The sequence below is a fragment of the Microbacterium sp. SORGH_AS_1204 genome (assembly GCF_030818935.1).
Classification (GTDB): domain Bacteria; phylum Actinomycetota; class Actinomycetes; order Actinomycetales; family Microbacteriaceae; genus Microbacterium.
Map to the genome: position 1 here is coordinate 1,819,260 of NZ_JAUTBD010000001.1, position 21,283 is coordinate 1,840,542.

Genomic DNA, 21,283 nt, shown 5'->3' on the forward strand with positions numbered 1-21,283 from the left:
GCATCCGTCGTTCGCGAGGATCATCCTCTCGTCGCGTCGGGGTCATCCCCGCGGAGGACGACCCGGCCGGGGGCCGCTTCCTAACGTGGAGGCATGATCGTTGCAGACAACCTCACCAAGAGATACGGCGCCAAGACCGCGGTCGACGGCGTCTCGTTCACCGTCGCGCCCGGCCGGGTGACCGGCTTCCTCGGTCCGAACGGCGCAGGCAAGTCCACGACGATGCGCATGATCGTCGGCCTCGACCGGCCCACCGCCGGGCGAGTCACCGTCGGCGGCCACGACTACCGGCACCTGCGCTCCCCCCTCACCGAAGTCGGTGTGCTGCTGGATGCCAAGGCCATCCACACCGGACGCTCCGCCCGCAACCACCTGCGCGCGATGGCCGCGACCCACGGCATCGGCCGTGCCCGCGTCGACGAGGTCATCGAGCTCACCGGCATCGGTTCCGTCGCCGGAAAGCGCGCGGGCGGCTTCTCGCTCGGCATGGGCCAGCGCCTCGGTATCGCCGCCGCCCTCCTCGGCGACCCCCACACGCTCATCCTCGACGAGCCGGTCAACGGCCTCGACCCCGAGGGCGTGCGCTGGGTGCGCCAGTTCGTGCGTCACCTCGCCGCGGAGGGCCGGACGGTCCTGCTGTCGAGCCACCTCATGAGCGAGATGTCGCAGACCGCCGACCATGTGATCGTCCTCGGCCGGGGGCGGGTGCTCGCCGACGCGTCACTGGCCGACCTCGTCGGTTCGTGGACGACGACGACGCTGCTCGTCCGCTCACCACGGCTGTCCGACCTCGTCGCCGCCCTCCAGATCCCGGATGCCACCGTCTCGGCGCTCGAACCCGGAGCGGCGCAGATCACCGGGGTCACGGCCCAGACCATCGGCGACCTCGCCGCCCGGCACGGCATCCCCCTCTACGAACTCACGCCGCGCAGCGGCTCGCTCGAAGACGCCTACCTCGCCCTGACCGACGACTCGGTCGAGTACAAGACCAAGGAGATCGCATGACCGCCCTCGCCTCGTCGCCCACGCGCGCCGACTACCGACTGAGCTTCGTTCACCTGCTGCGAAGCGAGGCGATCAAGGTCCTGACGTTGCGGTCCACCTGGTGGTCGCTGGGCATCACCGCCGCCCTGTCGATCGCCGTGTCGCTCCTGATCGCCGCCGCCGCGAGCGACTTCCAGGGATTCGCCGCCGTGAACGTCGTTCTCATGCCCACGCAGTTCACGATGCTCGTCGCCGGAATCCTCGGTGCCATCGTCATCACCGGCGAGTACTCCACCGGCATGATCCGTTCGACCCTCACCGCCCAGCCCCGCCGCGGCGCGGTGCTGCTGGCCAAGGCCGTCGTCGTCTCGCTCGTCATGGCCGCCACCACCGTGGTCACCTATGCCGCGGCGATCATTCTGACCGCGCCGATGCTGAGCACCGGGATCGACTGGTCGGACCCGGCTCAGTCGACCGTGCCGCTGCTGTTCGGCGTGCTGTCGATGGTGGTGTTCACCCTCCTCGGACTCGGCCTCGGCTTCGCCATCCGCGCCGGCGCCGGCGCGATCGCGGCGACGGTGGGGGTGCTGTTCGTGCTCCCCATTGTGGTGTCGCTGTTCACCTTCGGTGGCCCGAACTGGCAGTGGCTCGTCGAGCTGGGGGCCTACCTCCCCTCCAGCGCCGCGTCGGAACTGACCACCCCGGGCGCCGAGATCGGTGCCGACCTGATGACCCTGCTCGCGTGGGCGGCGGGCCCGCTGGTGCTCGGGTGGGTGGCGCTGCGCTTCCGCGACGCCTGACCCCTCCTCCCCCGCCTCGTCCTCGGACGGATGCCTCGACGCTCAGCCGGCGCCGAGGCATCCGTCGTTACTCTGGATGCGATGTTCGTTCTCGCCGAAGCCACCCCCACCCCGTCGCCCGCCATCACGTCTCCCGCCGATTTCGCCCATCTCGACACCTGGACGTGGATCGGCGGCCGCCTGCTCGAATTCGGCGGCACGATGCTCCGGGTCGTCGGAATCATCATCGGTGTCGCCGTCGCCGCCTGGATCCTCCGCGTGGTCATCCGTCGCGTCGTCGACCGCATCGTTAACGGCGCCAAGGTCAAGGCGCGGGTCGACGACACCCAGGCGCTCGACCGGTCGCCCCTGAGTGCCGTCCGTCTCGTGCAGCGCACCCGCACGCTCGGGACGATCCTGCAGAACATCGTCAACGTCATCCTCGTCATCGTGGCGCTCGTCTGGATCGCCGGGATCGTCGCCCCCGACGCCCTGGCATCGCTCACGTTGCTGACGGCGGCGGTCGGCGCCGGTCTCGGCTTCGGCGCGCAGAACATCGTCAAAGACGTGCTCAACGGCATCTTCATCGTCGCCGAAGACCAGATCGGCATCGGCGATGTCGTCGACCTCGGTCTCGCCACCGGCATCGTCGAGTTCGTGAGCGTGCGGATCACCCACGTGCGCGACGTCAACGGCACGCTCTGGTACGTGCGCAACGGCGAGATCACCCGCATCGGCAACATGTCGCAAGGCTGGTCGCGCGTCATCATCGACCTGGCTGTCCCCGTGGATGCCGACCTCGACGACGTCGAGAAGGCGATGCTCGACGCCGCGAAGGCGATGGCGAAAGAGACCAAGTGGCGCTCGCGCATCATCGAGCAGCCCGAGATCTGGGGTCTGGAGTCCATCGGCGGCGACGCGCTCGTCATCCGTCTGGTGATGAAGACGCGTTCGAGCGCGAAAGACGACGTCGCGCGCGAACTGCGCGCCCGCCTCAAGCGCGCGATCGACGAGCTCGGTATCGCCCTGCCGCACCTCAACTCGATCGTGTTGACCGGAGCCGAGGGCGCGCAGAGCGTCCGCGGTGCGCATCCGCCGAAGACGAAGGAGACACCCGTCGCCTCGGATGCCGCCCGACCGGTGTGGAAGCCCCGCCGGCGCAGCAAGCCTCTCGCCTCCGCCACGCCCGACGACGATGCCGATCCCGCACCGCGGAAGAAGACGATCCGCGACGCGGCGCCCACCACGACGGTCGATCTCCCCGCTGCCGACGCGCCCAAGCCGACACCCCCGGCCGTCCGCGCCGACGAGGACGGCACGACATGAGCGAGCCGGTGAGCTTCTACGACCAGGTCGGCGGCATGGACACGTTCCGCCGTCTGGTCGACACGTTCTACCGCGGGGTCGCGTCCGACGAGGTGCTCAAGCCCATGTACCCCGAAGAAGACCTCGGCCCCGCGGCCGAGCGCCTGACGCTCTTCCTCGCGCAGTACTGGGGCGGGCCGACGACCTACGGCGAGACGCGTGGGCACCCGCGGCTGCGCATGCGCCACATGCCGTTCCATGTCGATCCCGATGCCCGCGACCGCTGGCTCCGGCACATGCGGGTCGCCGTCGACGAACTCGCACTCCCTCCGGCGTTCGAAGCGCCCCTGTGGGACTACCTCGAGCGCGCCGCGCACGCCATGGTGAACACGTTCGAGCCGCGCGGCATCGGGCCCGAGCAGAACGGTCGTCACGACACCGGGCTGCCGCTCCGCTCAGCCGACTGAGGTCCGCCCGCGGTATCCCGCCGCTGGCTCGGCGCGCCCGACTCGGCCACCCGCGACTGGCCGCGGGCACGGCGCCCGACCCGGCCACCCGCGACTCGCGGCCGGCACGGCGCGGGCTCAGCGGCCGAGGAAGTCGCCGAACCCCGGCAGGTCGAAGTTCGACAGACTCTCGCCGAAACCGCTGATCTGGTCGCCGGCGCCGCTCACGGCATCCTGAGCCCCTCCGGCCCACTCGCCCGCGGCGCCGAGGTCGACGCCCTCGGCGAGGCTCGCGAGATCGACCCCGGATGCCAGACCCTCCAGGTCCACACCCTCCGCGAGGCCGACGAAGTCGACGCCCATCTGGCCCGCCTGGGCGAGCAGCGGCCCCGCGACGGCGCTGACGACGGCTCCGCCGGCGACTGCGGCCAGGAGCCCGCCCGCTCCGACGACGCCCGCACCGATCAGCCCACCGCGGCCGGCACGCGCGAGCAGGGTCGACATGCGCCCCGGCCGTGCGGCCTCCGCGCGAGCCGCCGTGCGCGCGAGGTCGTCGGCGCTGTCGGAGCGCGGGCGCTCGTGAGGAGCCAGGTCGGCATCCATCCGCTCCCGCACGTGCGCGCGCTGCGCGGGCGTCAAGCGCGCGAAGGCTTCGCGGTGCATCTGCTCGACGCGGTCGGGGTCGGCCGTTCGCAGCAGGTAGTCGTACCGGGCGATCGCGGCGCGGTCCTCCGACGAGAGGCGCGAGGACGAACCGGATGCCGCGGGCGGAGCGTAGCGCGAGGTCGGCGGCGCGGTTCGGGGCGCGGGCGTGGGGGCGTCGGCTCGGCGGTCGCCCTTCACGGCGTCCGCCGCCGAGCGCACCATGTCGCGCCAATCCTTTCCGCCGCCGGCTCCTGACGGGCGAGCCGACGACGACGAAGACGACGCCTTGTCGACGGCCTTTGAGGCGAGCGAGATGAGACGGGACAGAGAGACCATGGAAGACCTTTCGACGGGCAGCACGCGGCTGCGACGTCAAGGTCTCCTCCGCCCGGACCGGACCGACGCACCCGGAGACCAACGGTGGCCTCGTGATGACGGATGCATCGCGACGGGAGTACTCCCCTTGCGTGCTCCAGCGTATGGCGGCCACCTATGCGCTCGCTGGATCAGCTCCCGGTGGCACGGACGGGCGTGAGCCCCGAGCGCACCGGACCGCGCACGAGCACGTGACCGCGCGCGAGGGTCACGCGCGTCCATGCCCCGCTCGTGCGCACCGCCGCCGACTCGCCACCGGCGATGAACCCCAGCGCGAAGGCGGCGAAGGCGGTGCCCAGCGGCAGACCGCCCAGCGCCTCGTCGGCCTGACCCCACACCTGAGCGCGCACGACACGCACCACGTCCTCGCCGGCGTCTGCGGGCAGGGCGTCGGCGACGGCGGCGACGCCGTACTGGGCACGGGATGCCAGGACGGCGGCGTCGATGGCATCCGTCTGCTCCCACCCCCCGCGCGGCGGCGAGATGCCCGCCCACGCCGGTGACGTCGCCGTCTCGGGCAGCACGACAGCCTGGGCGTCGTCGGGAGCGGGCAGGAGGGCCGCGGCATCCACGACGAGATCGCACTCGAGCTCGGGATCGATGGCCGACACCCGCAGCCCCAGCACGGTGGGGGTGGTGTCGAAGAGGCCGCGCGGGGCGAGGGGCGCGGCGGTGGTGACGAGAACGCCCGCGTCGGCGCGCAGGCGCACCGTGCCGTCACCGAGACGGATCGCGCGGGACGCGAAGGTGAGCAGGTCGGCTGCCGCCTGCGGATCGAGGAACAACAGACGCGCGGACACCCGCCCTAAACTACCAAGCGGTGCGGACCCGTCGTACCGGAACGGAGTCAGCGTGACCGACGCCCTCGATCCCGTGGCGTCGTTGCTCGCCGTGCTCGACCTCCGCGATGCCGGAGCCCGCACCACCGAAGACATCTTCACCGGCGTGTCGCAGCCCATGCCGTTCGGCCGCGTCTACGGCGGGCAGGTGCTGGCGCAGTCGATCGTCGCGGCCTCACGCACGCTGTCGCCCGAACGCACCGTGCACTCGATGCACGGGTACTTCCTGCGCCCGGGCGATCCGGCCGACGGCATCACGTTCTCGGTGGATCGCATCCACGACGGCCGCTCGTTCTCGACGCGGCGCACGCAAGCGTTTCAGGCGGGCGTGCCGATCTTCTCGATGATCGCGTCGTTCCAAGACGACGACCCGGGCCTCGAGCACGCGGAGCCCATGCCCGACGGCATCCCACAGCCGGAAGACCTGCCCGCGTTCGACATCGAGGGTCTTCACCCGCTGAGTCGCCGCATGTTCTCGGAGCGGCCGGTCGACGTGCTGCACGTGCCGTCTCCGCTTTATACGTCCGTCGAGGGACCCCACGTACCGCGCCAGGCCGTGTGGATGCGCACGCGTCGGGCCCTTCCCGACGATCCCGCGATCCACCGCGCCGCCCTCGCCTACCTCAGCGACCTGACCATCCAGGAGTCGATCCTGCGCGCGCACGGCGTCGCCTGGAGCACGCCGGGGCTGAAGGTCGCGAGCCTCGATCACGCGATGTGGTGGCACCGACCCGGTCGGGTCGACGAGTGGCTGCTCTACGTGCAGGAGTCGCCCACCGCGCGCGGCGGCCGAGGCCTGTCGACCGGGCGAATCTACACGCGCGAGGGCGTGCTCGTCGCCAGCGTCGCGCAGGAGGTCATGGTGCGAGTTCCGCGCGACTGATCCCGGATGCCGCCGTCGCGCCGGGGATGCCGCCGTCACGCCGGGGATGCCGCCGTCACGCCGGGGATGCCGCCGTCGCGCCGGGCGAGTGAGTTCGGGCGGGGCCTGATCGAGGACCCGTCGGTCACGTCGCGGGTCACCGCATCCCCGTCGAGAAACGCGATCCACACGAGGAAACGGGACGACGAAGCATTTCTCCCCGCCGACGGCGTTTCTCGGCGGGAACGGATGCCGCTCCGACGACCCACGAATGCGCGGCGCACCCCCGCGGCATCCCGCGCGGGTCAGCCGCGAGCGGAACGTCGGCGGTAATGGATGGGGTCGCCCACATAGGGCGCCCAGGCTGAGCGTTCGCGCTCGTTCCAGCGGATGGGGCGCCCGCTGGCGGTGTCGACGAGCACGACGACGACGGTGGCGCGGGCGTACAGCACCGGAGCGGAGTCACCCGCGGGGCTGAAGACCTCGAAGCAGATGTCGGCGCTCGACCCGCCCATCGCCCCGATCCACATACGCACATCGAGGGGACGCTGGCTGTATGGAACCGGACGGAGGTACTCGATCTCCTGGTGAGCGATGAGCGTGGCACGGTCGCCACCGCTGTCGAGCACGTCCATGTCGAAGACCGCGGTGGGCAGAGGCTCGCCCTCGCCGTCGCTGAACCAGAACGCGCGCAGGCGCGCCTCTTCGAGCAGCTTCAGCATCGAGGTGTTGTTGACGTGACCGAGGGCGTCGAGGTCGCCCCACCGCAGCTGGATCGGCACATGCACCCGCTCGGGTCCGGCCGAAACCGGACCCGAGCCGGGAGCCACGGGGGTGTCAGTCACGCGTGAGCTTGCGGTACGTCGATCGCGAGGGATTCGCGGCATCGGCGCCGAGGCGCTCGACCTTGTTGGCCTCGTACGCCTCGAAGTTGCCCTCGAACCAGTGCCACTGGTCGGGGTGCTCCTCGGTGCCCTCGTAGGCCAAGATGTGCGTCCGCGATGCGGTCGAGGAACCACCGGTCGTGAGTGATGACCACGGCGCAGCCGGGGAACTCCAGCAGCGCGTTCTCGAGCGAGCTCAGGGTCTCGACGTCGAGGTCGTTCGTCGGCTCGTCGAGGAGAAGCAGGTTGCCGCCCTCTTTCAACGTCAGCGCGAGGTTCAGACGGTTGCGCTCACCGCCGGACAGCACGCCCGCCTTCTTCTGCTGGTCGGGACCCTTGAAGCCGAACTTCGACACGTAGGCGCGCGAGGGGATCTCGGTCTTGCCGACGGTGATGATGTCGAGCCCGTCGGAGACGACCTCCCACAGCGTTTTCTCGGGGTCGATGTTGGCGCGCGACTGGTCGACGTAGCTGATCTTGACCGTCTCGCCCATCTTGAGCGTGCCGCCGTCGAGGGGCTCGAGGCCCACGATCGTCTTGAACAGCGTCGTCTTTCCGACACCGTTGGGGCCGATGACGCCGACGATGCCGTTCGGCGGCAGGTTGAAGCTGAGGTTGCTGATCAGCGAGCGGTCGCCGAAGCGCTTCTCAAGCTTCTTGGCGTCGATGACGATGCTGCCCAGGCGCGGACCCGCGGGGATCTGGATCTCATCGAAGTCCAACTTGCGCGTGCGCTCGGCCTCGGCGGCCATCTCCTCGTAGCGGGCGAGGCGTGCCTTGGACTTGACCTGGCGGCCCTTCGCGTTGGAGCGGACCCACTCCAGCTCTTCCTTCAGGCGCTTGGCCAGCTTGGCGTCCTTCTTGCCCTGGACGTCGAGGCGCTGCGCCTTCTTGTCGAGGTAGGTGGAGTAGTTGCCCTCGTAGGGGTAGAGGTGACCACGGTCGACCTCGGCGATCCATTCCGCGACGTTGTCGAGGAAGTACCGGTCGTGGGTGATGGCGATGACCGCACCCTTGTACGCCTTGAGGTGCTGCTCGAGCCACAGGACGCTTTCGGCGTCGAGGTGGTTGGTGGGCTCGTCGAGAAGGAGCAGGTCGGGCTTCTGCAGCAGCAGCTTGGCAAGGGCGACGCGGCGGCGCTCACCACCCGAGAGGGGCACGACCGAGGCGTCGGCAGGCGGGGTGCGCAGCGCGTCCATCGCCTGCTCGAGCTGGGAGTCGAGGTCCCAGCCGTCGGCGGCGTCGATCTCTTCCTGCAGGGTGCCCATCTCGGCCAGCAGCGCGTCGAAGTCGGCGTCGGGGTCGGCCATGAGGGCCGAGATCTCGTTGAAGCGGTCGAGCTTGGGCTTGATGGCGACGCCGTCTTGGATGTTCTCCAGGACGGTCTTGGTCTCGTCGAGCTCGGGCTCCTGCATCAGGATGCCGACGGTGAAGCCCGGGCTGAGCCGCGCCTCGCCGTTGGAGGGGTTGTCGAGCCCCGCCATGATCTTGAGGATCGTCGATTTTCCGGCGCCGTTCGGGCCGACCATCCCGATCTTCGCACCGGGGAGGAACGACATGGTGACGTCGTCGAGGATGAGCTTGTCGCCCACAGCCTTGCGGGCACGGACCATGGAGTAGATGTATTCGGCCATAACCCGTCCAGTCTAGGGGCGGCATGCCACGCGGGCCGACGTGCGCCGGCGACCGGTCACCAGTCGATCGGGCGGGTCTGCCCGATCAGGCATCCGCCCGACGACAGACCGGGGAGCACCGCCGTGACGGGGTTCCCGATCGAAGGTCCCACCTGGCCGACGAGACAGTCGTCGCCGAGGCGCACCGAGAACTCGATGCTCTCCGCCGCATTTCCGATGGTCGACTCGTCGGGCGTCACCTGCATCGCACCCTTGTCGAAACCTGCCGCTGTGAGGGCGTCGATGTAGGCCCGACCGGCGACCGGCTCCGGTCCGCCCCACACCGTCGAGACGACCTGGGTGAAGGACGGGAGGTTCTCCGAGGCGCTTCCGCCGGGAACGAGTGCCGCGGATGCCGAGGTGGCGGACGGTGTCGCGGCATCGGTCGGGGCGGACGATCCCGACGACGTGTCGGCGGTCTCGCTCGGCGCGGGCGCGGGCTGCTCCCCCGTGCAGCCGGCGAGGGCGAGCACGGCCGCGAGGGTCAGAGCGGCGACGGGGCGACCGAGGGAGCGAGACACGCGTCCGAGTCTACGGAACGCCGCGGCCGCGCCCGATCGGCCGCCCCTGGGGCGCTGATCAGAACGGTGTCTCGTCGCCCGACGAGATCGCCTCTGCGCTCGGACCCGCACCGACCCCGACGACGATATCCGCCGACTCCGCCGGCGCGCCCGGTACCGACCAGGCCGCGTCATCCGGCGTCGCACCGTCTGCGGCACCGGCGGAGGCGGGAGCGGTCCCCGCCTGCGCATTCGGCTTCGGAGTTCGTTCGAATCGCGTCGTGCCCCAGCGCAGGTCGTGTCCGATGGCGTCGGCGACGACATCGGCGCTCACCCCGCGTTTGGTCTCGGTCTCCCATTCCCGGAGGCGGAGCCGCCCGCTCAACACGACGCGCTCGCCCTTGTGCAGGGACCGCAGCGCATTGGCGCCGAGTTCGCCGAAGACCGATATCGCGTAGTAGTTCGTGTGCGCGTCGACCCACTCGCCGCGTTCCCTGTCGAGCTTGCGCTCGCCGACGGCGAGGCGGAACGCGGCGACGGAGCCGCCGCCGCGCGTAGACCGCTGCTCGAGGTCCCCGACGATGTTGCCCACGAGGGTGATGTGATCGCTCATGATGTGTCCTCTCGGTGATGTGCGCTCCGGCATCCGTGTGCCCGACGGATGCCGGAGCACGCTCAGGATGACCTTCGATCCCCCTCCCGCGCCGCCCCGAGAACCGCTTCGGTGGACAACCGGTGCCTCTTCGCAACTGGGGAGAACGGCGTGGCTGACGCCCGGATCCCGATGTCGGAGGTTGGTTCTACCGTCATCGACATGAGCACCGCACTGTGGAACGACCTCGCCCCGGCCCCGCGCCCGGCCGGGTGGGGGGCGGCGACCCATGTCGCCGCGGGCCTGTGGCGCATCGCCGACCCGAGGGGTATCGTGGTCGGCCACATCCGCGCGGTCGCGGCCGACGGCGACTGGCGGTACGCGGCCGAGCGGTTCCACGCGGCATCCGGTCGCTTTCGTCGCCTCGGCGAGTTCTGGTCGTCGAGCGATGCCCTCGAATGCCTGCGCTACGCCCGGTGAGGTGTCGACGCGGCCGAGGTCAGATCACGGTGGCGAAATCCTCACGCGCCGGACTCGTGCGTCCGCCCCTCACGTCGTCCCACGCCAGGCGCAGCACGTCCACGGCTCTTTCGAGCGTCGCCGGAGGCGCGGTGAAGGGAACACGCAGCCGTCGATCGTGGCCCCCCTCGACCGCGAACCGCGAACCCGCCGACAACGCCAACCCGCGTGCGCGGGCGTTCATGACGAGCGGAGTGCTCAGGGGTTCGCCGAGTCCCACCCAGAGCGACACTCCGCCGTCCACGTCGGGAACCTCCCACCCGGGCAGCTCCCGACGCAGCGCGGCCGCCAGGGCGTTACGGCCCTCGCGCAGCAGAGCGCCCCGTTGGCGGGAGATCTCGTCGAGCCGCGGCACGAGACGCGTGGCGATCGCCTGCTCGATCTCCGGCGTGCCGAGGTCGTGCACCGGCCGGCCACTCGCGAGGCGTCGCACGATGTCGGGTGCGGCGCGGATCCAGCCGACTCGCAGGCCGCCCCACACCGTCTTGCCGAGCGAGGCCACGCGGATGATGCGCTCATCGTCGGGAAACGGAGCCGGCCCGGTCTGGCGATCGATATCGAGCTGGGCCGTCGTCTCGTCGAGCACGAGGAGCGTGCCGGCAGCCTGCGCGCCCGAGACGAAGGCCGACACCTCCCGCGACGTCATCGTGCGACCCGTCGGGTTGTGGAAGTCGGGCATGAGATACGCGAGGGTCGGCAGGGCGCGGGTGAAGCTCTGGGCGGCTCGTTCGACGTCCCACCCGGCGGAGCTGTCGACCGGTACGCCGATCAGGCGGGCACCGACACGGCGGAAGGCATCGGCGGCGTGCGGATAAGTGGGCGTCTCGAGCATCACGCGGTCAGCCCGGCTCAGCATCACGGAGGCGATGAGGTGGATGGCGCTCTGCGCTCCGGTCGTGACCAGGATCTGCTCCGGCGATGTGAGCATGCCCCGCGACGTATAGTGCGTGGCGATCGCGGCCCGCAGGGTCGTGTCGCCGACGACGTCGTAGCCGATGCGCGCGACCAGCGCGGGTGCGTCCTGCATCGCTTCGGCGATGACCGCGGGCAAGCCGGGCCACGCGGCCGGACTCGCCTGCTGCAGGTCGATCGATACCCCGGCGCCGTCGAGACGGCCGGGGTCATTGCGACGCAGCGGCAGCGTCACGCTGCCGCTGCCGCGCAGGCTCTCGATGTGGCGAGTGTCGCGCAGGCTCCGGTACGCCGCCGCCACGGTGGTGCGGCTCAGTCCCAGCGCCGCGGCGAGCTCGCGCTCGGCGGGCAATGCCGTCGACGGGGCCAGACGGTTGTCGAGGCAGAGGAGCCTCACGCCATCGGCGAGCGCTTCGTAGGCGGGACCAGTGCCCCGCCACCCACCCAGGGCGGAGGCCAGGGCGCGTGCGGAGATGCGCGAATCCATGGGGCCACATTAGCCCAATTGGCATCCTGTCGAATGTCCAATCAAATGATTGGATTCACTCATGCTCTCCCGGATCACCCGCCTTCTCGTCGGACTCGTGCTCTACGGCGTCGGCTGCGCACTGACCGTGGCGGCCGGTCTCGGCGTCGACCCCTGGACGGTCTTCGCGCAGGGCCTCTCGCGCGTCACGGGCGTGGGAATCGGGTGGATCACCAACATCGTCGGCCTCGCCGTGCTGCTGCTCTGGATCCCCCTGCGACAGAAGCCCGGCCTCGGCACGATCGCCAACATCCTCCTGGTCGGCACGAGCATGCAGATCGCCCTCGGCGTGCTCCCCCACCCCGACCAGCTCTGGCTCCAGGCGCTGCTGCTGGTGTCGGGCGTCGTGCTGGTCGCCGTGGCATCCGGTCTCTACATCGGCGCGCAGTACGGTCCCGGGCCGCGCGACGGCTTGATGACGGGGCTGCACGGCCGCTTCGGATGGCCCATCTGGGCGTGTCGGCTGCTCGTCGAAGGATCGGTCCTCGTGCTCGGGTGGCTTCTCGGCGGAACCGTCGGCGTCGGCACGGTGGTCTTCGCCCTCGGCATCGGACCGCTCGTCCACCTCGCGATGCCGATGCTCTCCTTCACCACACCCGCACCGCGCGCTCGGCGACTCGCGCGCGCGTGAGGCGACGCCTGTGGCCCGGGCGCGCCGACGGGACCCCCGCCCATCCGGTGTCTCCCGGGTGGGCGGGGAGGTCGGCTGCGCGCGAAGCGGGCTCGACGGCACGCCCGAGCTGGCCGCGCGCGAGTCAGGGCATGACCGCACGACCCAGCCGGCCGCGCGCAAGGCAAGGCATGACCGCACGACCGAGCCGGCCGCGCGCAAGACGGGGCCCGACCCCACGACCGGGCCGGCCGCGCGCAGAGCGGGGATATCCGCACCAAGTCGGCCACGCGCAAGGCGGGGCCCGAACCCCACGTCCGAGCCGGGCGCGCAGGCCCGGCCGCGAGGCGCCGACGACCCGCCTCAGTGCTCGCGGAACTCCGGGCGGTCGCTTCCGGGCTTCAGGTGCGAGTGCAGGGCGTTCTTGGCGATCTCCATCGACGGGTAGACGCCCAGCCGCTCATCCTTGCCCGCCATGTGCACGCTGTAGCCCTCGGCATCCTGCTGGATCTTGCCGACGACGCCATTGGGTCCGTACGCCACCCACAGTCGATTGGTCACGGTGTCAGACATGAGTGCTCCTTCGCTCTCGTTGGCCGGGACGATACGCCAGCGTGCAGCGGCGCGCCAGGGGCTGGTGCTGACGGCGCGGGACGACCGATATCCTGGGGGCGACCCCCAGTAGCTCAGTGGATAGAGCAGCGGCCTTCTAATCCGCCGGTCACACGTTCGAATCGTGTCTGGGGGACCAGACCCCATGTCGGAGCCCCTCACTAGGATGTGGGGATGGTAAATGCCTCCGAGAACGACCGGCTCGTCTGGATCGACTGCGAGATGACGGGCCTCGACCTCGCGGTCGACGAACTCGTCGAGATCGCCGTCGTCATCACCGATTTCGAGTTGAACGTCCTCGACCCGGGTTTTCAGATCGTCATCAAGCCCGACGACTCCGCGCTGGCGAACATGGGCGAGTTCGTGACCGAGATGCACCGCTCGTCCGGTCTGCTCGACGAGATCCCGAACGGCGTCAGCCTCGCGGATGCCGAGTTCCAGGCGCTCGAGTACATCCAGCGGTTCGCACCGGTGGAGGGCAAGGCTCCCCTCGCCGGCAACACCATCGGGACCGACCGCATGTTCCTCGCCAAGTACATGCCGCGTGTCGACCGGTGGCTCCACTACCGCAACGTCGACGTCTCGAGCATCAAAGAGCTGTCGCGCCGGTGGTACCCGCGCGCCTACTTCCAGGCGCCGGCGAAGCACGGCGGCCACCGGGCTCTCGCTGACATCCGCGAATCGATCCGCGAGCTCGCCTACTACCGCGCCGCAGTCTTCGTGCCGCAGCCCGGGCCCACGAGCGATGAGGCGAAGGCCGTCTCGACGGCGGCCGTGTCGTCGTTTGCGCTCGACGTATGACATAATCGTTCAGTTGTCTGCTGCGGCAGACACATGGTGGCTATAGCTCAGTTGGTAGAGCACCGCGTTGTGGTCGCGGGGGTCGCGGGTTCAAGTCCCGTTAGCCACCCCACACCCATCGAGAGCCCGGCGGAGACGATCCGCCGGGCTCTCGTGTTCCCGGCTCGCGGCGGTCCCCGGCCCGTAGAATCGACCGTGGATGCCGTGTCCCGCCGACGTCATCCGTTTCTCACACTCCGGGAGGCCCGCGTGCAACACGCCGACAGCCCGCTCGTGCTCGACCACGAGGCTTTCGAACGACTCGTGGTCGATGAACTCGACCAACTCCCCGACGACATGGTCGAGGGACTCGACAACGTCGTGTTCGTCGTCGAGGACCGGCCCGAAGACGGCTCCCTCGATCTGCTCGGCCTCTACGACGGGTGGGCCTTGACCGAGCGCGACCGGTACGGCGTGGGCGAACTGCCCGACCGCATCATCGTGTACCGCGAGCCCCATCTCGCGGCGTGCGCCGACGAAGACGAGCTCCGTGACGAGATCCACACCACACTCGTGCACGAGATCGCCCACTTCTACGGCATCGACGACGGACGACTGCACGAACTGGGATGGGCGTGATGGGCGCACTCGCAACCCCTGACCTCGACTCCTCTCTCGAGCACGACCTGTCGCAGCAGCCCCCGGCAGCGTGGCAGACGGTCGTCTGGAACGATCCCGTCAACCTCATGAGCTACGTCACCCACGTCTTCCGCAGCTATTTCGGTTTCGACGCCGCCACCGCCCATCGGCTCATGCTCGCCGTGCACCACGACGGACACGCCATCGTCGCCCGCGGACCGCGCGAGGTGATGGAGGCCCACACCCAGGCCATGCACGACTACGGTCTCTGGGCCACCGTCAGGAAGGACCCGTCGTGAGCGAACGCATCGTCGTGCTCGAGATCAGCGGCCTCGAAGCACTCCATCTCGCCGGCATCGTCGGCCAGTTCCGCGACCTGCTCACCGCGTCGCGGTCGACCGACGACCCCGCCGTGGCGCGTCTCACGCCCGACGCCTACCCCGACGACGACTCGGCGAGCCGTGAGTTCCGACGTCTCACCGGCGGCGATCTGTTGGAGCGACGAGGACAGGATGCCGAGACGGTGCTGCGCACGCTCGGGATCGACGGTGCCGACCTGGATCCGGCGAGCGACCCCGACGCCACGATCGCCGTCGCCCTCGGCGAAAGCGAGGCCCAGGCCTGGATGCGGACGCTCTCGGCGGTGCGACTCGTGCTCGCCACGCGGCTCGGCATCCAGACGGAAGACGACCACGAGCCGGACGATCCGCGTTTCGGCGTCTACGACTGGATCGGCTACCGTCTCGACGGACTCATCACGGCACTCGACCGCACCTGAGCACGCCCGTCACGGGATGCCGACGACCACCGTCGCAAGCGATGCGGGGTCGTGCGCGTCGATGTGCGCCTCTTCCTGGCGTGCCCACCGGTCCCAGTGCGGACGATACGTGTCGCCGTCGCGATCAAGGGCACGGGTGCGCCGTGACGACGTCGGCGCATCCACCCACACCGAGACGTCGGCCAGCCGGGCCACCTCGGGGGTCAGCAGCCCGGCGCCCTCGACGAGCAGTGGAAGTGACGGGTCGACTGCGTGCGCCTCGGCGCGCGCGCCCTCGTCCCAATCCCACCGCTGCCAGACGCCGATGAGGCCGCGGGCGTGAGGGCGGAGAATCATCTCGCACGCGTATGCCGCACCGTCGGCGAGTCCGTCCCAGCCCGGGTAGACGTCGTCGAGGGCCACGAGCTGCACGCGGCCCGAGCCCGGCCACTGCGCCACGAGGCGCCGGGCGAGCGAGCTCTTCCCGGCGCCGCTGCGCCCGTCGAGCACGACGACGGGATTGGGAGCCGTGACCGCGATGATGCGCTCCGCCACCGCGGCGACCGCCGCGGTGAGCGCATCGTCGACGGCGTCGGCGTTACTTCTTGAGGGCGCGGATGACACGGCTGAGCGCGCGACCGGCGACCCACGCGAACGGGATGCCGACGGCGAGCAGCGACACGAGGTTCGGGTCGAAACGCAGGTCGTCGCCGCGGCGGATGTACGCGCCGAGCGGCAGCGTGTATCCACCGCCGCCGCCTCCGCCGTTGCCCTGCTCGTCGGAACCGCCGCCGTACCCGGCCCAGACGAGGGCGACGGGGACGATGCGCACGCCGTCGACGTCCTGCTGCTCGCCGTAGGCGGCGGTGACGCCGAACTGAGTGGACTGCTTGCCGAGTTCGAGTGCGATGTTGGGCATGTCCCCACCGTAGCGGCGCCGCCCCGCAATCGGTGAGGGTGTTGCGTCCTGTCTCGGCGCGTGCGACGCGCCGCGGGCATCAGTGGTCGTATGACGGCCGCGGGTTCGTCGGCAACGCTCCCCCGCCCCGCGACGGACCGAGAAGCGACCCGCGGGTGACCGCCCCGCGCCCGAACCGCGCCGTCGCACCGTCGAGCGCGCCCTCGACCCGTCGCCACTCGGCGTCGTCGTCCCACAGGGTCGCCGCCATCGCCGCCGGCTTCAGCTTCTCACCGCGTACGCCGACGAGCCGCACCGCCTGGCGCCGGTCGATCGAGTCGAACAGCTCGATGGCCGCGTCGCCGATCCGCTGACCGACCGAAGTCGGCTCGGGAAGGGTGCGGGACCGACTCAACGTCGTGAAGTCGGAGAACCGCACCTTGATCGAGATCGTCGACGCCTCGTACTGCTGCGCGCGCAACCGCGCGCCCACGCGATCTGCGAGACGCCGCAGCTCCACGTGCAGGGTGCGCGTGTCGGAGATGTCGGCGTGGAACGTCTCTTCGTGACCGACGCTCTTCTCGGCGCGGCCGGTGTGCACCTCTCGCGCGTCGATCCCCCGCGAGAGGTGCCAGATGCGCTCCCCCATCGCCGCTCCGAGCACCTGGTCGAGCGCGTGCCGGGGCGTGTCGAGGATGTCGGACACGAACCGGATGCCACGGGACTCCAGTGCTTCGGCCGCCTTCGGCCCGACGCCCCAGAGCGCGCGCACGGAGCGGGGCCGGAGGAAGGCCTCGGTGTCGGCTGCGGCCACGATGAGGAGCCCGTCGGGCTTGGAGATCGTCGAGGCCATCTTGGCGACGTGCTTCGTCGCCGCGACCCCGATGCTGCATGTCAGCCCGGTCTCGGCCTTCACCCGCGCCCGCAGGTCGCGCGCGATGGTTCCGGGACTCCCCCACAGCCGACGCGCGCCCCGCACGTCGAGGAACGCCTCGTCGATCGAGAGGGGTTCGACCAGGGGCGTGACGTCGTGGAAGATGGCCATGACCTGCCGCGACATCTCGGTGTAGCGGTGGTACGGCGGGTTGACGACGATCGCCGTCGGGCACAGGCGCAGCGCGATCGACACCGGCATGGCGGATTTCACCCCGTAACGCCGCGCCTCGTACGAGGCGCTCGAGACCACCCCGCGCCCCTCGGATCCGCCGATGATGAGGGGCTTGCCCGCCAGCGACGGATCGTCGAGCACGGCGACCGACGCGAAGAAGGCATCCATGTCGACGTGAAGGATGCCGGTGCCGGTGTCATCGGCATCGGGGCGCGAGACGATGCGCCCCGTACCGTCTCCGCGTCCCATGGCATCCATTCTCCCCCGCACCTCCGACATCGGGCCGGACGCCCGGAGCCTGTCGGGCCCAGGACCCCGCAGCCCACCCCGGCGTGTGACGATCCCGGCGCTTCGCGCGAACTCCGCCGGACGCCCATCGAGCCGTCCGAGGTGGCGTTCGTGCACGCCGCGGCGCCGCGCGAGGGGGACGTGCGCGGCGCGAGGGGGCGTACGCGGCGCGAGGGGGCGTACGCGGCGCGAGGGGGCGTACGCGGCGCGAGGGGGCGTGCGCGGCGCGAGGGGGCGTGCATGGCGCACGGCGGGAACGACGGATGCCACGACCCTAAGCCGCAGCGTGCGGCCGGGGTCGTGGCATCCGGTGCCTTACTGGGCGGCGGCGCGCTCCAGGACGAGCTCGCGCACGCGCGCGGCGTCGGCCTGACCCTTCATCGCCTTCATGACGGCGCCGATGACGGCGCCGGCGGCCTGCACCTTGCCGTCGCGGATCTTCGCGAGCACGTCGGGCTGCGCAGCGAGGGCCGTATCGATCGCGGCGATGAGCGCACCGTCGTCGGACACGACGGCGAGGCCGCGGGCGTCGACAACCTCTTGCGGGGTGCCCTCTCCGGCGATGACGCCCTCCAGCACCTGACGGGCGAGCTTGTCGGTGAGGGTGCCGGCGTCGACGAGCTGCTGCAGGGCGGCGACGTGCGCGGCCGACACGAGGTCGGCGGCATCCCGTTCCTGGGCGTTCGCGATGCGGGTGATCTCACCCGTCCACCACTTGCGCGCGGCGGCGGGCGCGGCACCGGCGGCCACCGTCTCGGCGACGGCGTCGAGCAGACCGCCGTTGGCCACGTCTTGGAACTCCAGGTCGGTGAAGCCCCACTCGGTCTTGAGGCGCCGACGACGAGCGGCGGGCGGCTCGGGCAGAGCCGCGCGCAGCTCCTCGATCAGCTCCGGCGCCGGAACGACCGGCAGCAGGTCGGGCTCGGGGAAGTAGCGGTAGTCGTCGGCATCGGATTTCGGACGACCCGGGGAGGTGCGCCCGGTGTCTTCGTGCCAGTGCCGCGTCTCCTGCGTGATGGTGCCGCCCTTGGCGAGGATCGCGGCCTGCCGCTGGATCTCGTAGCGCACCGCGCGCTCGACCGAGCGCATCGAGTTGACGTTCTTCGTCTCGGTGCGGGTGCCCAGCTTCTCCTGGCCGCGCGGGCGCAGGGAGACGTTCGCGTCGCAGCGCAGGTTGCCGCGCTCCAGACGCGCCTCGGAGATGCCCAGAGCGCGAACGATGTCGCGGATCGTCGCCACGTACGCCTTCGCCAGGTCGGGGGCCGCGTGCTCCGCACCGAAGATCGGCTTGGTGACGATCTCCACCAGCGGCACGCCCGCGCGGTTGTAGTCGACCAGCGAGTACTCGGCGCCCTGGATGCGACCGGTCGAGCCGCCCATGTGGGTGAGCTTGCCGGCATCCTCTTCCATGTGCGCCCGCTCGATCGGCACGGTGACGATGGTGCCGTCGGCGAGCTCGACCTCGACCGAGCCCTCGAACGCGATCGGCTCGTCGTACTGCGAGATCTGGTAGTTCTTGCCCAGGTCGGGGTAGAAGTAGTTCTTCCGCGCGAACCGGCTCGACGGCGCGATCGAGCAGCCGAGGGCGAGGCCCAGGCTGATGGAGGAGCGGATGGCCTCCTGATTCACCACGGGAAGAGCCCCGGGAAGGCCCATGTCGACGGGGGCGACGAGCGTATTGGGCTCGGCGCCGTGGTTCGCCTCGTTGGCCGGGTTGGGCGCCGACGAGAACATCTTGGTGGCGGTGTTCAACTCGACGTGCACCTCGAAGCCGAGCACGGGCTCGAACCGCTCGAGTGCCTCGTCGAAGTCCATGAGTGCGTCTTTCGCCATCAGAGCGACGCTCCATTCGTCAGAGAGGGGGCCTTGTCGAGCAGCGGTCCACCCCACTGGTCGATGAGCAGCGCCTCCAGCGCGGCGCCGACACGGTAGAGGCGCGCGTCTTCACGGGCGGGCGCCAGGAACTGGATGCCGACGGGCAGGCCGTCTTCGTCGGCCAGGCCGCTCGGGATCGAGATCCCGGGGACGCCGGCGAGATTGGCGGGGATGGTGGTGATGTCGTTGAGGTACATCTGCAGCGGGTCGTCGATCTTCTCGCCCAACCGGAACGCCGTGGTCGGCGCCGAGGGCGTCGCGATGACGTCGACCTGCGCGAAGGCGGCGCCGAAGTCCTGCTGGATGAGGGTGCGCACCTTCTGCGCGCTGCCGTAGTACGCGTCGTAGTACCCGGCCGACAGGGCGTACGTGCCGAGGATGATGCGACGCTTGACCTCGGGACCGAAGCCGGCATCGCGCGTGGCGGCCATGACGTTCTCGACGGTGGCCGCGCCCTGCGGGTTCACACGGAGGCCGAAGCGCACCGAGTCGAACTTGGCGAGGTTGCTCGACGCCTCGGCCGGGAGGATGAGGTAGTACGCGGCGACGCCGTACTCGAAGTGCGGGGCGCTGATCTCGACGATCTCGGCCCCCTGCGCCTCCATGGCGGCGAGGGCCGCCCGGAACGAGGCGGTCACGCCCGCCTGGAAGCCGGTGCCGTCGAGCTCGCGCACGACGCCGACCTTCAGTCCCTTGAGCACCTGACCGGTGGCACCCTCGCGGGCGGCGGCGGCGAACGACGGCCACGCGTCGGCGAGCGACGTGGAGTCGTTGGGGTCGTGCCCGCCGATGACGTCGTGGAGCAGCCCCGCGTCGAGGACGGTTCGGGTGACCGGGCCGACCTGATCGAGGCTGGATGCCAAGGCGATCGCGCCATAGCGACTGACACCGCCGTAGGTGGGTTTGATGCCGACCGTGCCCGTGACGTGCGCCGGCTGGCGGATCGAGCCGCCGGTGTCGGAGCCGAGGGCGAGCGGCGCCTCGAAGGCGGCGACGGCCGCGGCGGAGCCACCGCCCGATCCGCCCGGGATGCGGTCGAGGTCCCAGGGGTTGCGGGTCGGCCCGTACGCCGAGAACTCGGTCGAGGAGCCCATGGCGAATTCGTCCATGTTGGTCTTGCCGAGCGGCACGAGGCCTGCGGCGCGCGAGCGCGCGACGACCGTGGCGTCGTACGGCGACATGTAGCCCTCGAGGATCTTCGATCCGCTGGTGGAGGGCATGTCGGTCGTGACGAGCACGTCTTTGACCGCGAGCGGCACGCCGGCCAGCTCGTGCAACTGCTCGCCGGCGGCGCGGCGACGGTCGATGTCGGCCGCGACGTCGAGAGCGTGGTCACTGACGTGCAGGAAGGCGTGCACGTCGCCGTCGACGGCGGCGATGCGGTCGAGGTGCGCCTGCGTCGCCTCGACGCTGGAGATCTCGGATGCCGACAGCTTCGCGGCCAGCTCGGCCGCGGTCAGACGCGTGAGGTCGCTCACTGTTCCTCCCCCAGGATCGCGGTGACCCGGAACCGGCCGTCGGCCTGATCGGGCGCGTTCTGCAGCACCTGCTCGCGCGTGAGCTGCTGCTGCACGACGTCGGGGCGGAAGACGTTCTCGAGCGGGATCGGGTGGCTCGTCGCGACGACCTCAGGGGTCGCCACCTCGGACACCTTCGCGATGTTGTCGACGATGGCATCCAGCTGGCCGGTGAGGCTGTGGATCTCCTCGTCGCTCAACTGGATCCGGGCGAGCACACCGAGATGGCGCACGAGATCAGGAGTGATTTCAGACACTCGTCGATTCTAGTTCGCGAGCCGTCGCCGCTTCGGACGGGACGAGACGAGCGGGGCGCGCAAGGGGTGTGGACAAGCCCGGCGGTGTCGAAACGGCACGC

General features: G+C 70.5%; 24 protein-coding genes, 2 tRNA genes and 1 pseudogene. 13 read left to right on the forward strand and 14 right to left on the reverse strand.

What is annotated here, in order from left to right; genetic code table 11:
* Positions 1-93 precede the first annotated feature (93 nt).
* The 4 genes from QE410_RS08290 (at position 94) to QE410_RS08305 (ending at position 3,535) form a co-directional block, all read left to right on the forward strand.
* Positions 94-1,005, forward strand: a complete 912-nt coding sequence (locus QE410_RS08290; protein ID WP_307330376.1) for an ABC transporter ATP-binding protein — start codon at positions 94-96, stop codon at positions 1,003-1,005.
* Positions 1,002-1,784: an ABC transporter permease subunit gene (locus QE410_RS08295; RefSeq protein WP_307330380.1), complete on the forward strand. Its 783-nt coding sequence runs from the start codon at positions 1,002-1,004 to the stop codon at positions 1,782-1,784. The genes QE410_RS08290 and QE410_RS08295 overlap by 4 nt, the downstream gene beginning before the upstream one ends.
* A gap of 81 nt (positions 1,785-1,865) precedes the next feature.
* On the forward strand, positions 1,866-3,089 hold the full coding sequence (locus QE410_RS08300; RefSeq protein ID WP_373459330.1) for a mechanosensitive ion channel domain-containing protein: 1,224 nt from the start codon (positions 1,866-1,868) through the stop codon (positions 3,087-3,089).
* Positions 3,086-3,535, forward strand: coding sequence for a globin (locus QE410_RS08305; protein WP_307330382.1), 450 nt, complete (start codon positions 3,086-3,088; stop codon positions 3,533-3,535). Before QE410_RS08300 ends, QE410_RS08305 begins: the two co-directional genes overlap by 4 nt.
* 117 nt (positions 3,536-3,652) lie before the next feature.
* Here QE410_RS08305 and QE410_RS08310 read toward each other — a convergent pair whose 3' ends face one another.
* Together QE410_RS08310 and QE410_RS08315 are read right to left on the reverse strand one after the other, a co-directional pair.
* Positions 3,653-4,495 carry a cation-transporting ATPase gene (locus QE410_RS08310; RefSeq protein ID WP_307330385.1) on the reverse strand — a complete coding sequence of 281 codons (843 nt, stop codon included), beginning with the start codon at positions 4,493-4,495 and terminating at the stop codon, positions 3,653-3,655.
* A 170-nt stretch (positions 4,496-4,665) separates the two neighbouring features.
* Entirely contained in the window at positions 4,666-5,334 is a 669-nt protein-coding gene (locus tag QE410_RS08315) for a hypothetical protein (RefSeq protein ID WP_307330387.1), read from the reverse strand.
* 52 nt (positions 5,335-5,386) lie between these two features.
* Here QE410_RS08315 and QE410_RS08320 point away from each other — a divergent pair, with 52 nt between their 5' ends.
* Positions 5,387-6,256: an acyl-CoA thioesterase II gene (locus QE410_RS08320; RefSeq protein ID WP_307330390.1), complete on the forward strand. Its 870-nt coding sequence runs from the start codon at positions 5,387-5,389 to the stop codon at positions 6,254-6,256.
* Positions 6,257-6,540: 284 nt separating this feature from the next.
* On the opposite strand, the gene QE410_RS08325 is transcribed toward QE410_RS08320, so the two are convergent.
* The 4 genes and pseudogenes from QE410_RS08325 to QE410_RS08340 all read right to left on the reverse strand — a co-directional run bounded on the left by QE410_RS08325 (position 6,541) and on the right by QE410_RS08340 (position 9,905).
* Entirely contained in the window at positions 6,541-7,080 is a 540-nt protein-coding gene (locus QE410_RS08325) for a thioesterase family protein (RefSeq protein WP_307330392.1), read from the reverse strand.
* Positions 7,073-8,753: pseudogene (gene ettA, locus QE410_RS08330) on the reverse strand (energy-dependent translational throttle protein EttA). Before ettA ends, QE410_RS08325 begins: the two are co-directional and overlap by 8 nt.
* Before the next feature lie 56 nt (positions 8,754-8,809).
* Complete coding sequence (locus QE410_RS08335) at positions 8,810-9,313, reverse strand: hypothetical protein (RefSeq protein ID WP_307330394.1); 504 nt, start codon at positions 9,311-9,313, stop codon at positions 8,810-8,812.
* A gap of 58 nt (positions 9,314-9,371) precedes the next feature.
* On the reverse strand, positions 9,372-9,905 hold the full coding sequence (locus QE410_RS08340; protein ID WP_307330396.1) for a single-stranded DNA-binding protein: 534 nt from the start codon (positions 9,903-9,905) through the stop codon (positions 9,372-9,374).
* Between the two features lie 201 nt (positions 9,906-10,106).
* Here QE410_RS08340 and QE410_RS08345 point away from each other — a divergent pair, with 201 nt between their 5' ends.
* Positions 10,107-10,364, forward strand: a complete 258-nt coding sequence (locus QE410_RS08345; RefSeq protein WP_307330398.1) for a hypothetical protein — start codon at positions 10,107-10,109, stop codon at positions 10,362-10,364.
* 19 nt (positions 10,365-10,383) lie between these two features.
* Here QE410_RS08345 and QE410_RS08350 read toward each other — a convergent pair whose 3' ends face one another.
* Positions 10,384-11,802 carry a PLP-dependent aminotransferase family protein gene (locus tag QE410_RS08350; protein WP_307330400.1) on the reverse strand — a complete coding sequence of 473 codons (1,419 nt, stop codon included), beginning with the start codon at positions 11,800-11,802 and terminating at the stop codon, positions 10,384-10,386.
* A 61-nt stretch (positions 11,803-11,863) separates the two neighbouring features.
* Here QE410_RS08350 and QE410_RS08355 point away from each other — a divergent pair, with 61 nt between their 5' ends.
* A complete protein-coding gene (locus QE410_RS08355; protein WP_307330403.1) occupies positions 11,864-12,472 on the forward strand; it encodes a YitT family protein in 609 nt (202 codons plus the stop codon).
* Between the two features lie 342 nt (positions 12,473-12,814).
* Here the strand turns inward: QE410_RS08355 and QE410_RS08360 are convergent, their stop codons facing one another.
* A complete protein-coding gene (locus QE410_RS08360) occupies positions 12,815-13,024 on the reverse strand; it encodes a methyltransferase (RefSeq protein WP_307330405.1) in 210 nt (69 codons plus the stop codon).
* Between the two features lie 102 nt (positions 13,025-13,126).
* Between QE410_RS08360 and QE410_RS08365 the strand changes: the two genes are divergently transcribed.
* The 6 genes from QE410_RS08365 to QE410_RS08390 all read left to right on the forward strand — a co-directional run bounded on the left by QE410_RS08365 (position 13,127) and on the right by QE410_RS08390 (position 15,260).
* Positions 13,127-13,202, forward strand: a tRNA-Arg gene (locus tag QE410_RS08365).
* Between the two features lie 35 nt (positions 13,203-13,237).
* Positions 13,238-13,864, forward strand: coding sequence for an oligoribonuclease (gene orn, locus QE410_RS08370; RefSeq protein WP_307330407.1), 627 nt, complete (start codon positions 13,238-13,240; stop codon positions 13,862-13,864).
* Between the two features lie 36 nt (positions 13,865-13,900).
* A tRNA-His gene (locus QE410_RS08375) sits at positions 13,901-13,976 on the forward strand.
* Between the two features lie 137 nt (positions 13,977-14,113).
* On the forward strand, positions 14,114-14,482 hold the full coding sequence (locus tag QE410_RS08380) for a metallopeptidase family protein (protein ID WP_307330409.1): 369 nt from the start codon (positions 14,114-14,116) through the stop codon (positions 14,480-14,482).
* Positions 14,473-14,781 carry an ATP-dependent Clp protease adapter ClpS gene (clpS, locus tag QE410_RS08385; protein ID WP_307330412.1) on the forward strand — a complete coding sequence of 103 codons (309 nt, stop codon included), beginning with the start codon at positions 14,473-14,475 and terminating at the stop codon, positions 14,779-14,781. Before QE410_RS08380 ends, clpS begins: the two co-directional genes overlap by 10 nt.
* The gene (locus QE410_RS08390) at positions 14,778-15,260 is read left to right on the forward strand and encodes a DUF2017 family protein (RefSeq protein ID WP_307330414.1); all 483 of its coding nucleotides are present in this window, start codon (positions 14,778-14,780) and stop codon (positions 15,258-15,260) included. Before clpS ends, QE410_RS08390 begins: the two co-directional genes overlap by 4 nt.
* 9 nt (positions 15,261-15,269) lie before the next feature.
* On the opposite strand, the gene QE410_RS08395 is transcribed toward QE410_RS08390, so the two are convergent.
* From QE410_RS08395 to gatC, 6 genes are all read right to left on the reverse strand, one after another.
* Positions 15,270-15,863 carry a hypothetical protein gene (locus tag QE410_RS08395; protein WP_307330417.1) on the reverse strand — a complete coding sequence of 198 codons (594 nt, stop codon included), beginning with the start codon at positions 15,861-15,863 and terminating at the stop codon, positions 15,270-15,272.
* Entirely contained in the window at positions 15,838-16,158 is a 321-nt protein-coding gene (locus QE410_RS08400; protein ID WP_307330422.1) for a hypothetical protein, read from the reverse strand. The genes QE410_RS08395 and QE410_RS08400 overlap by 26 nt, the downstream gene beginning before the upstream one ends.
* Before the next feature lie 79 nt (positions 16,159-16,237).
* Complete coding sequence (locus QE410_RS08405) at positions 16,238-17,494, reverse strand: DNA polymerase IV (protein WP_307330424.1); 1,257 nt, start codon at positions 17,492-17,494, stop codon at positions 16,238-16,240.
* Between the two features lie 354 nt (positions 17,495-17,848).
* Positions 17,849-19,366 carry an Asp-tRNA(Asn)/Glu-tRNA(Gln) amidotransferase subunit GatB gene (gene gatB / locus QE410_RS08410; RefSeq protein ID WP_307330428.1) on the reverse strand — a complete coding sequence of 506 codons (1,518 nt, stop codon included), beginning with the start codon at positions 19,364-19,366 and terminating at the stop codon, positions 17,849-17,851.
* Positions 19,366-20,886 carry an Asp-tRNA(Asn)/Glu-tRNA(Gln) amidotransferase subunit GatA gene (gatA, locus tag QE410_RS08415; protein ID WP_307330431.1) on the reverse strand — a complete coding sequence of 507 codons (1,521 nt, stop codon included), beginning with the start codon at positions 20,884-20,886 and terminating at the stop codon, positions 19,366-19,368. The genes gatB and gatA overlap by 1 nt, the downstream gene beginning before the upstream one ends.
* Positions 20,883-21,182 (reverse strand): Asp-tRNA(Asn)/Glu-tRNA(Gln) amidotransferase subunit GatC, encoded by a 300-nt coding sequence (gene gatC, locus QE410_RS08420; RefSeq protein WP_307330434.1) that lies wholly within the window; start codon positions 21,180-21,182, stop codon positions 20,883-20,885. Before gatC ends, gatA begins: the two co-directional genes overlap by 4 nt.
* Positions 21,183-21,283: the final 101 nt, after the last annotated feature.

Bases quoted from the DNA above. Each gene is read 5' to 3' on its own strand.
- QE410_RS08290 (WP_307330376.1), top strand. From the start codon at position 94: ATGATCGTTGCAGACAACCTCACCAAGAGATACGGCGCCAAGACCGCG.
- QE410_RS08305 (WP_307330382.1), top strand. From the start codon at position 3,086: ATGAGCGAGCCGGTGAGCTTCTACGACCAGGTCGGCGGCATGGACACG.
- QE410_RS08400 (WP_307330422.1), bottom strand. From the start codon at position 16,158: ATGCCCAACATCGCACTCGAACTCGGCAAGCAGTCCACTCAGTTCGGC.
- clpS (WP_307330412.1), top strand. From the start codon at position 14,473: ATGGGCGTGATGGGCGCACTCGCAACCCCTGACCTCGACTCCTCTCTC.
- QE410_RS08340 (WP_307330396.1), bottom strand. From the start codon at position 9,905: ATGAGCGATCACATCACCCTCGTGGGCAACATCGTCGGGGACCTCGAG.
- QE410_RS08345 (WP_307330398.1), top strand. From the start codon at position 10,107: ATGAGCACCGCACTGTGGAACGACCTCGCCCCGGCCCCGCGCCCGGCC.
- orn (WP_307330407.1), top strand. From the start codon at position 13,238: ATGGTAAATGCCTCCGAGAACGACCGGCTCGTCTGGATCGACTGCGAG.
- QE410_RS08310 (WP_307330385.1), bottom strand. From the start codon at position 4,495: ATGGTCTCTCTGTCCCGTCTCATCTCGCTCGCCTCAAAGGCCGTCGAC.
- QE410_RS08300 (WP_373459330.1), top strand. From the start codon at position 1,866: ATGTTCGTTCTCGCCGAAGCCACCCCCACCCCGTCGCCCGCCATCACG.
- QE410_RS08295 (WP_307330380.1), top strand. From the start codon at position 1,002: ATGACCGCCCTCGCCTCGTCGCCCACGCGCGCCGACTACCGACTGAGC.
- QE410_RS08355 (WP_307330403.1), top strand. From the start codon at position 11,864: ATGCTCTCCCGGATCACCCGCCTTCTCGTCGGACTCGTGCTCTACGGC.
- gatB (WP_307330428.1), bottom strand. From the start codon at position 19,366: ATGGCGAAAGACGCACTCATGGACTTCGACGAGGCACTCGAGCGGTTC.
- QE410_RS08405 (WP_307330424.1), bottom strand. From the start codon at position 17,494: ATGGGACGCGGAGACGGTACGGGGCGCATCGTCTCGCGCCCCGATGCC.
- QE410_RS08360 (WP_307330405.1), bottom strand. From the start codon at position 13,024: ATGTCTGACACCGTGACCAATCGACTGTGGGTGGCGTACGGACCCAAT.
- QE410_RS08350 (WP_307330400.1), bottom strand. From the start codon at position 11,802: ATGGATTCGCGCATCTCCGCACGCGCCCTGGCCTCCGCCCTGGGTGGG.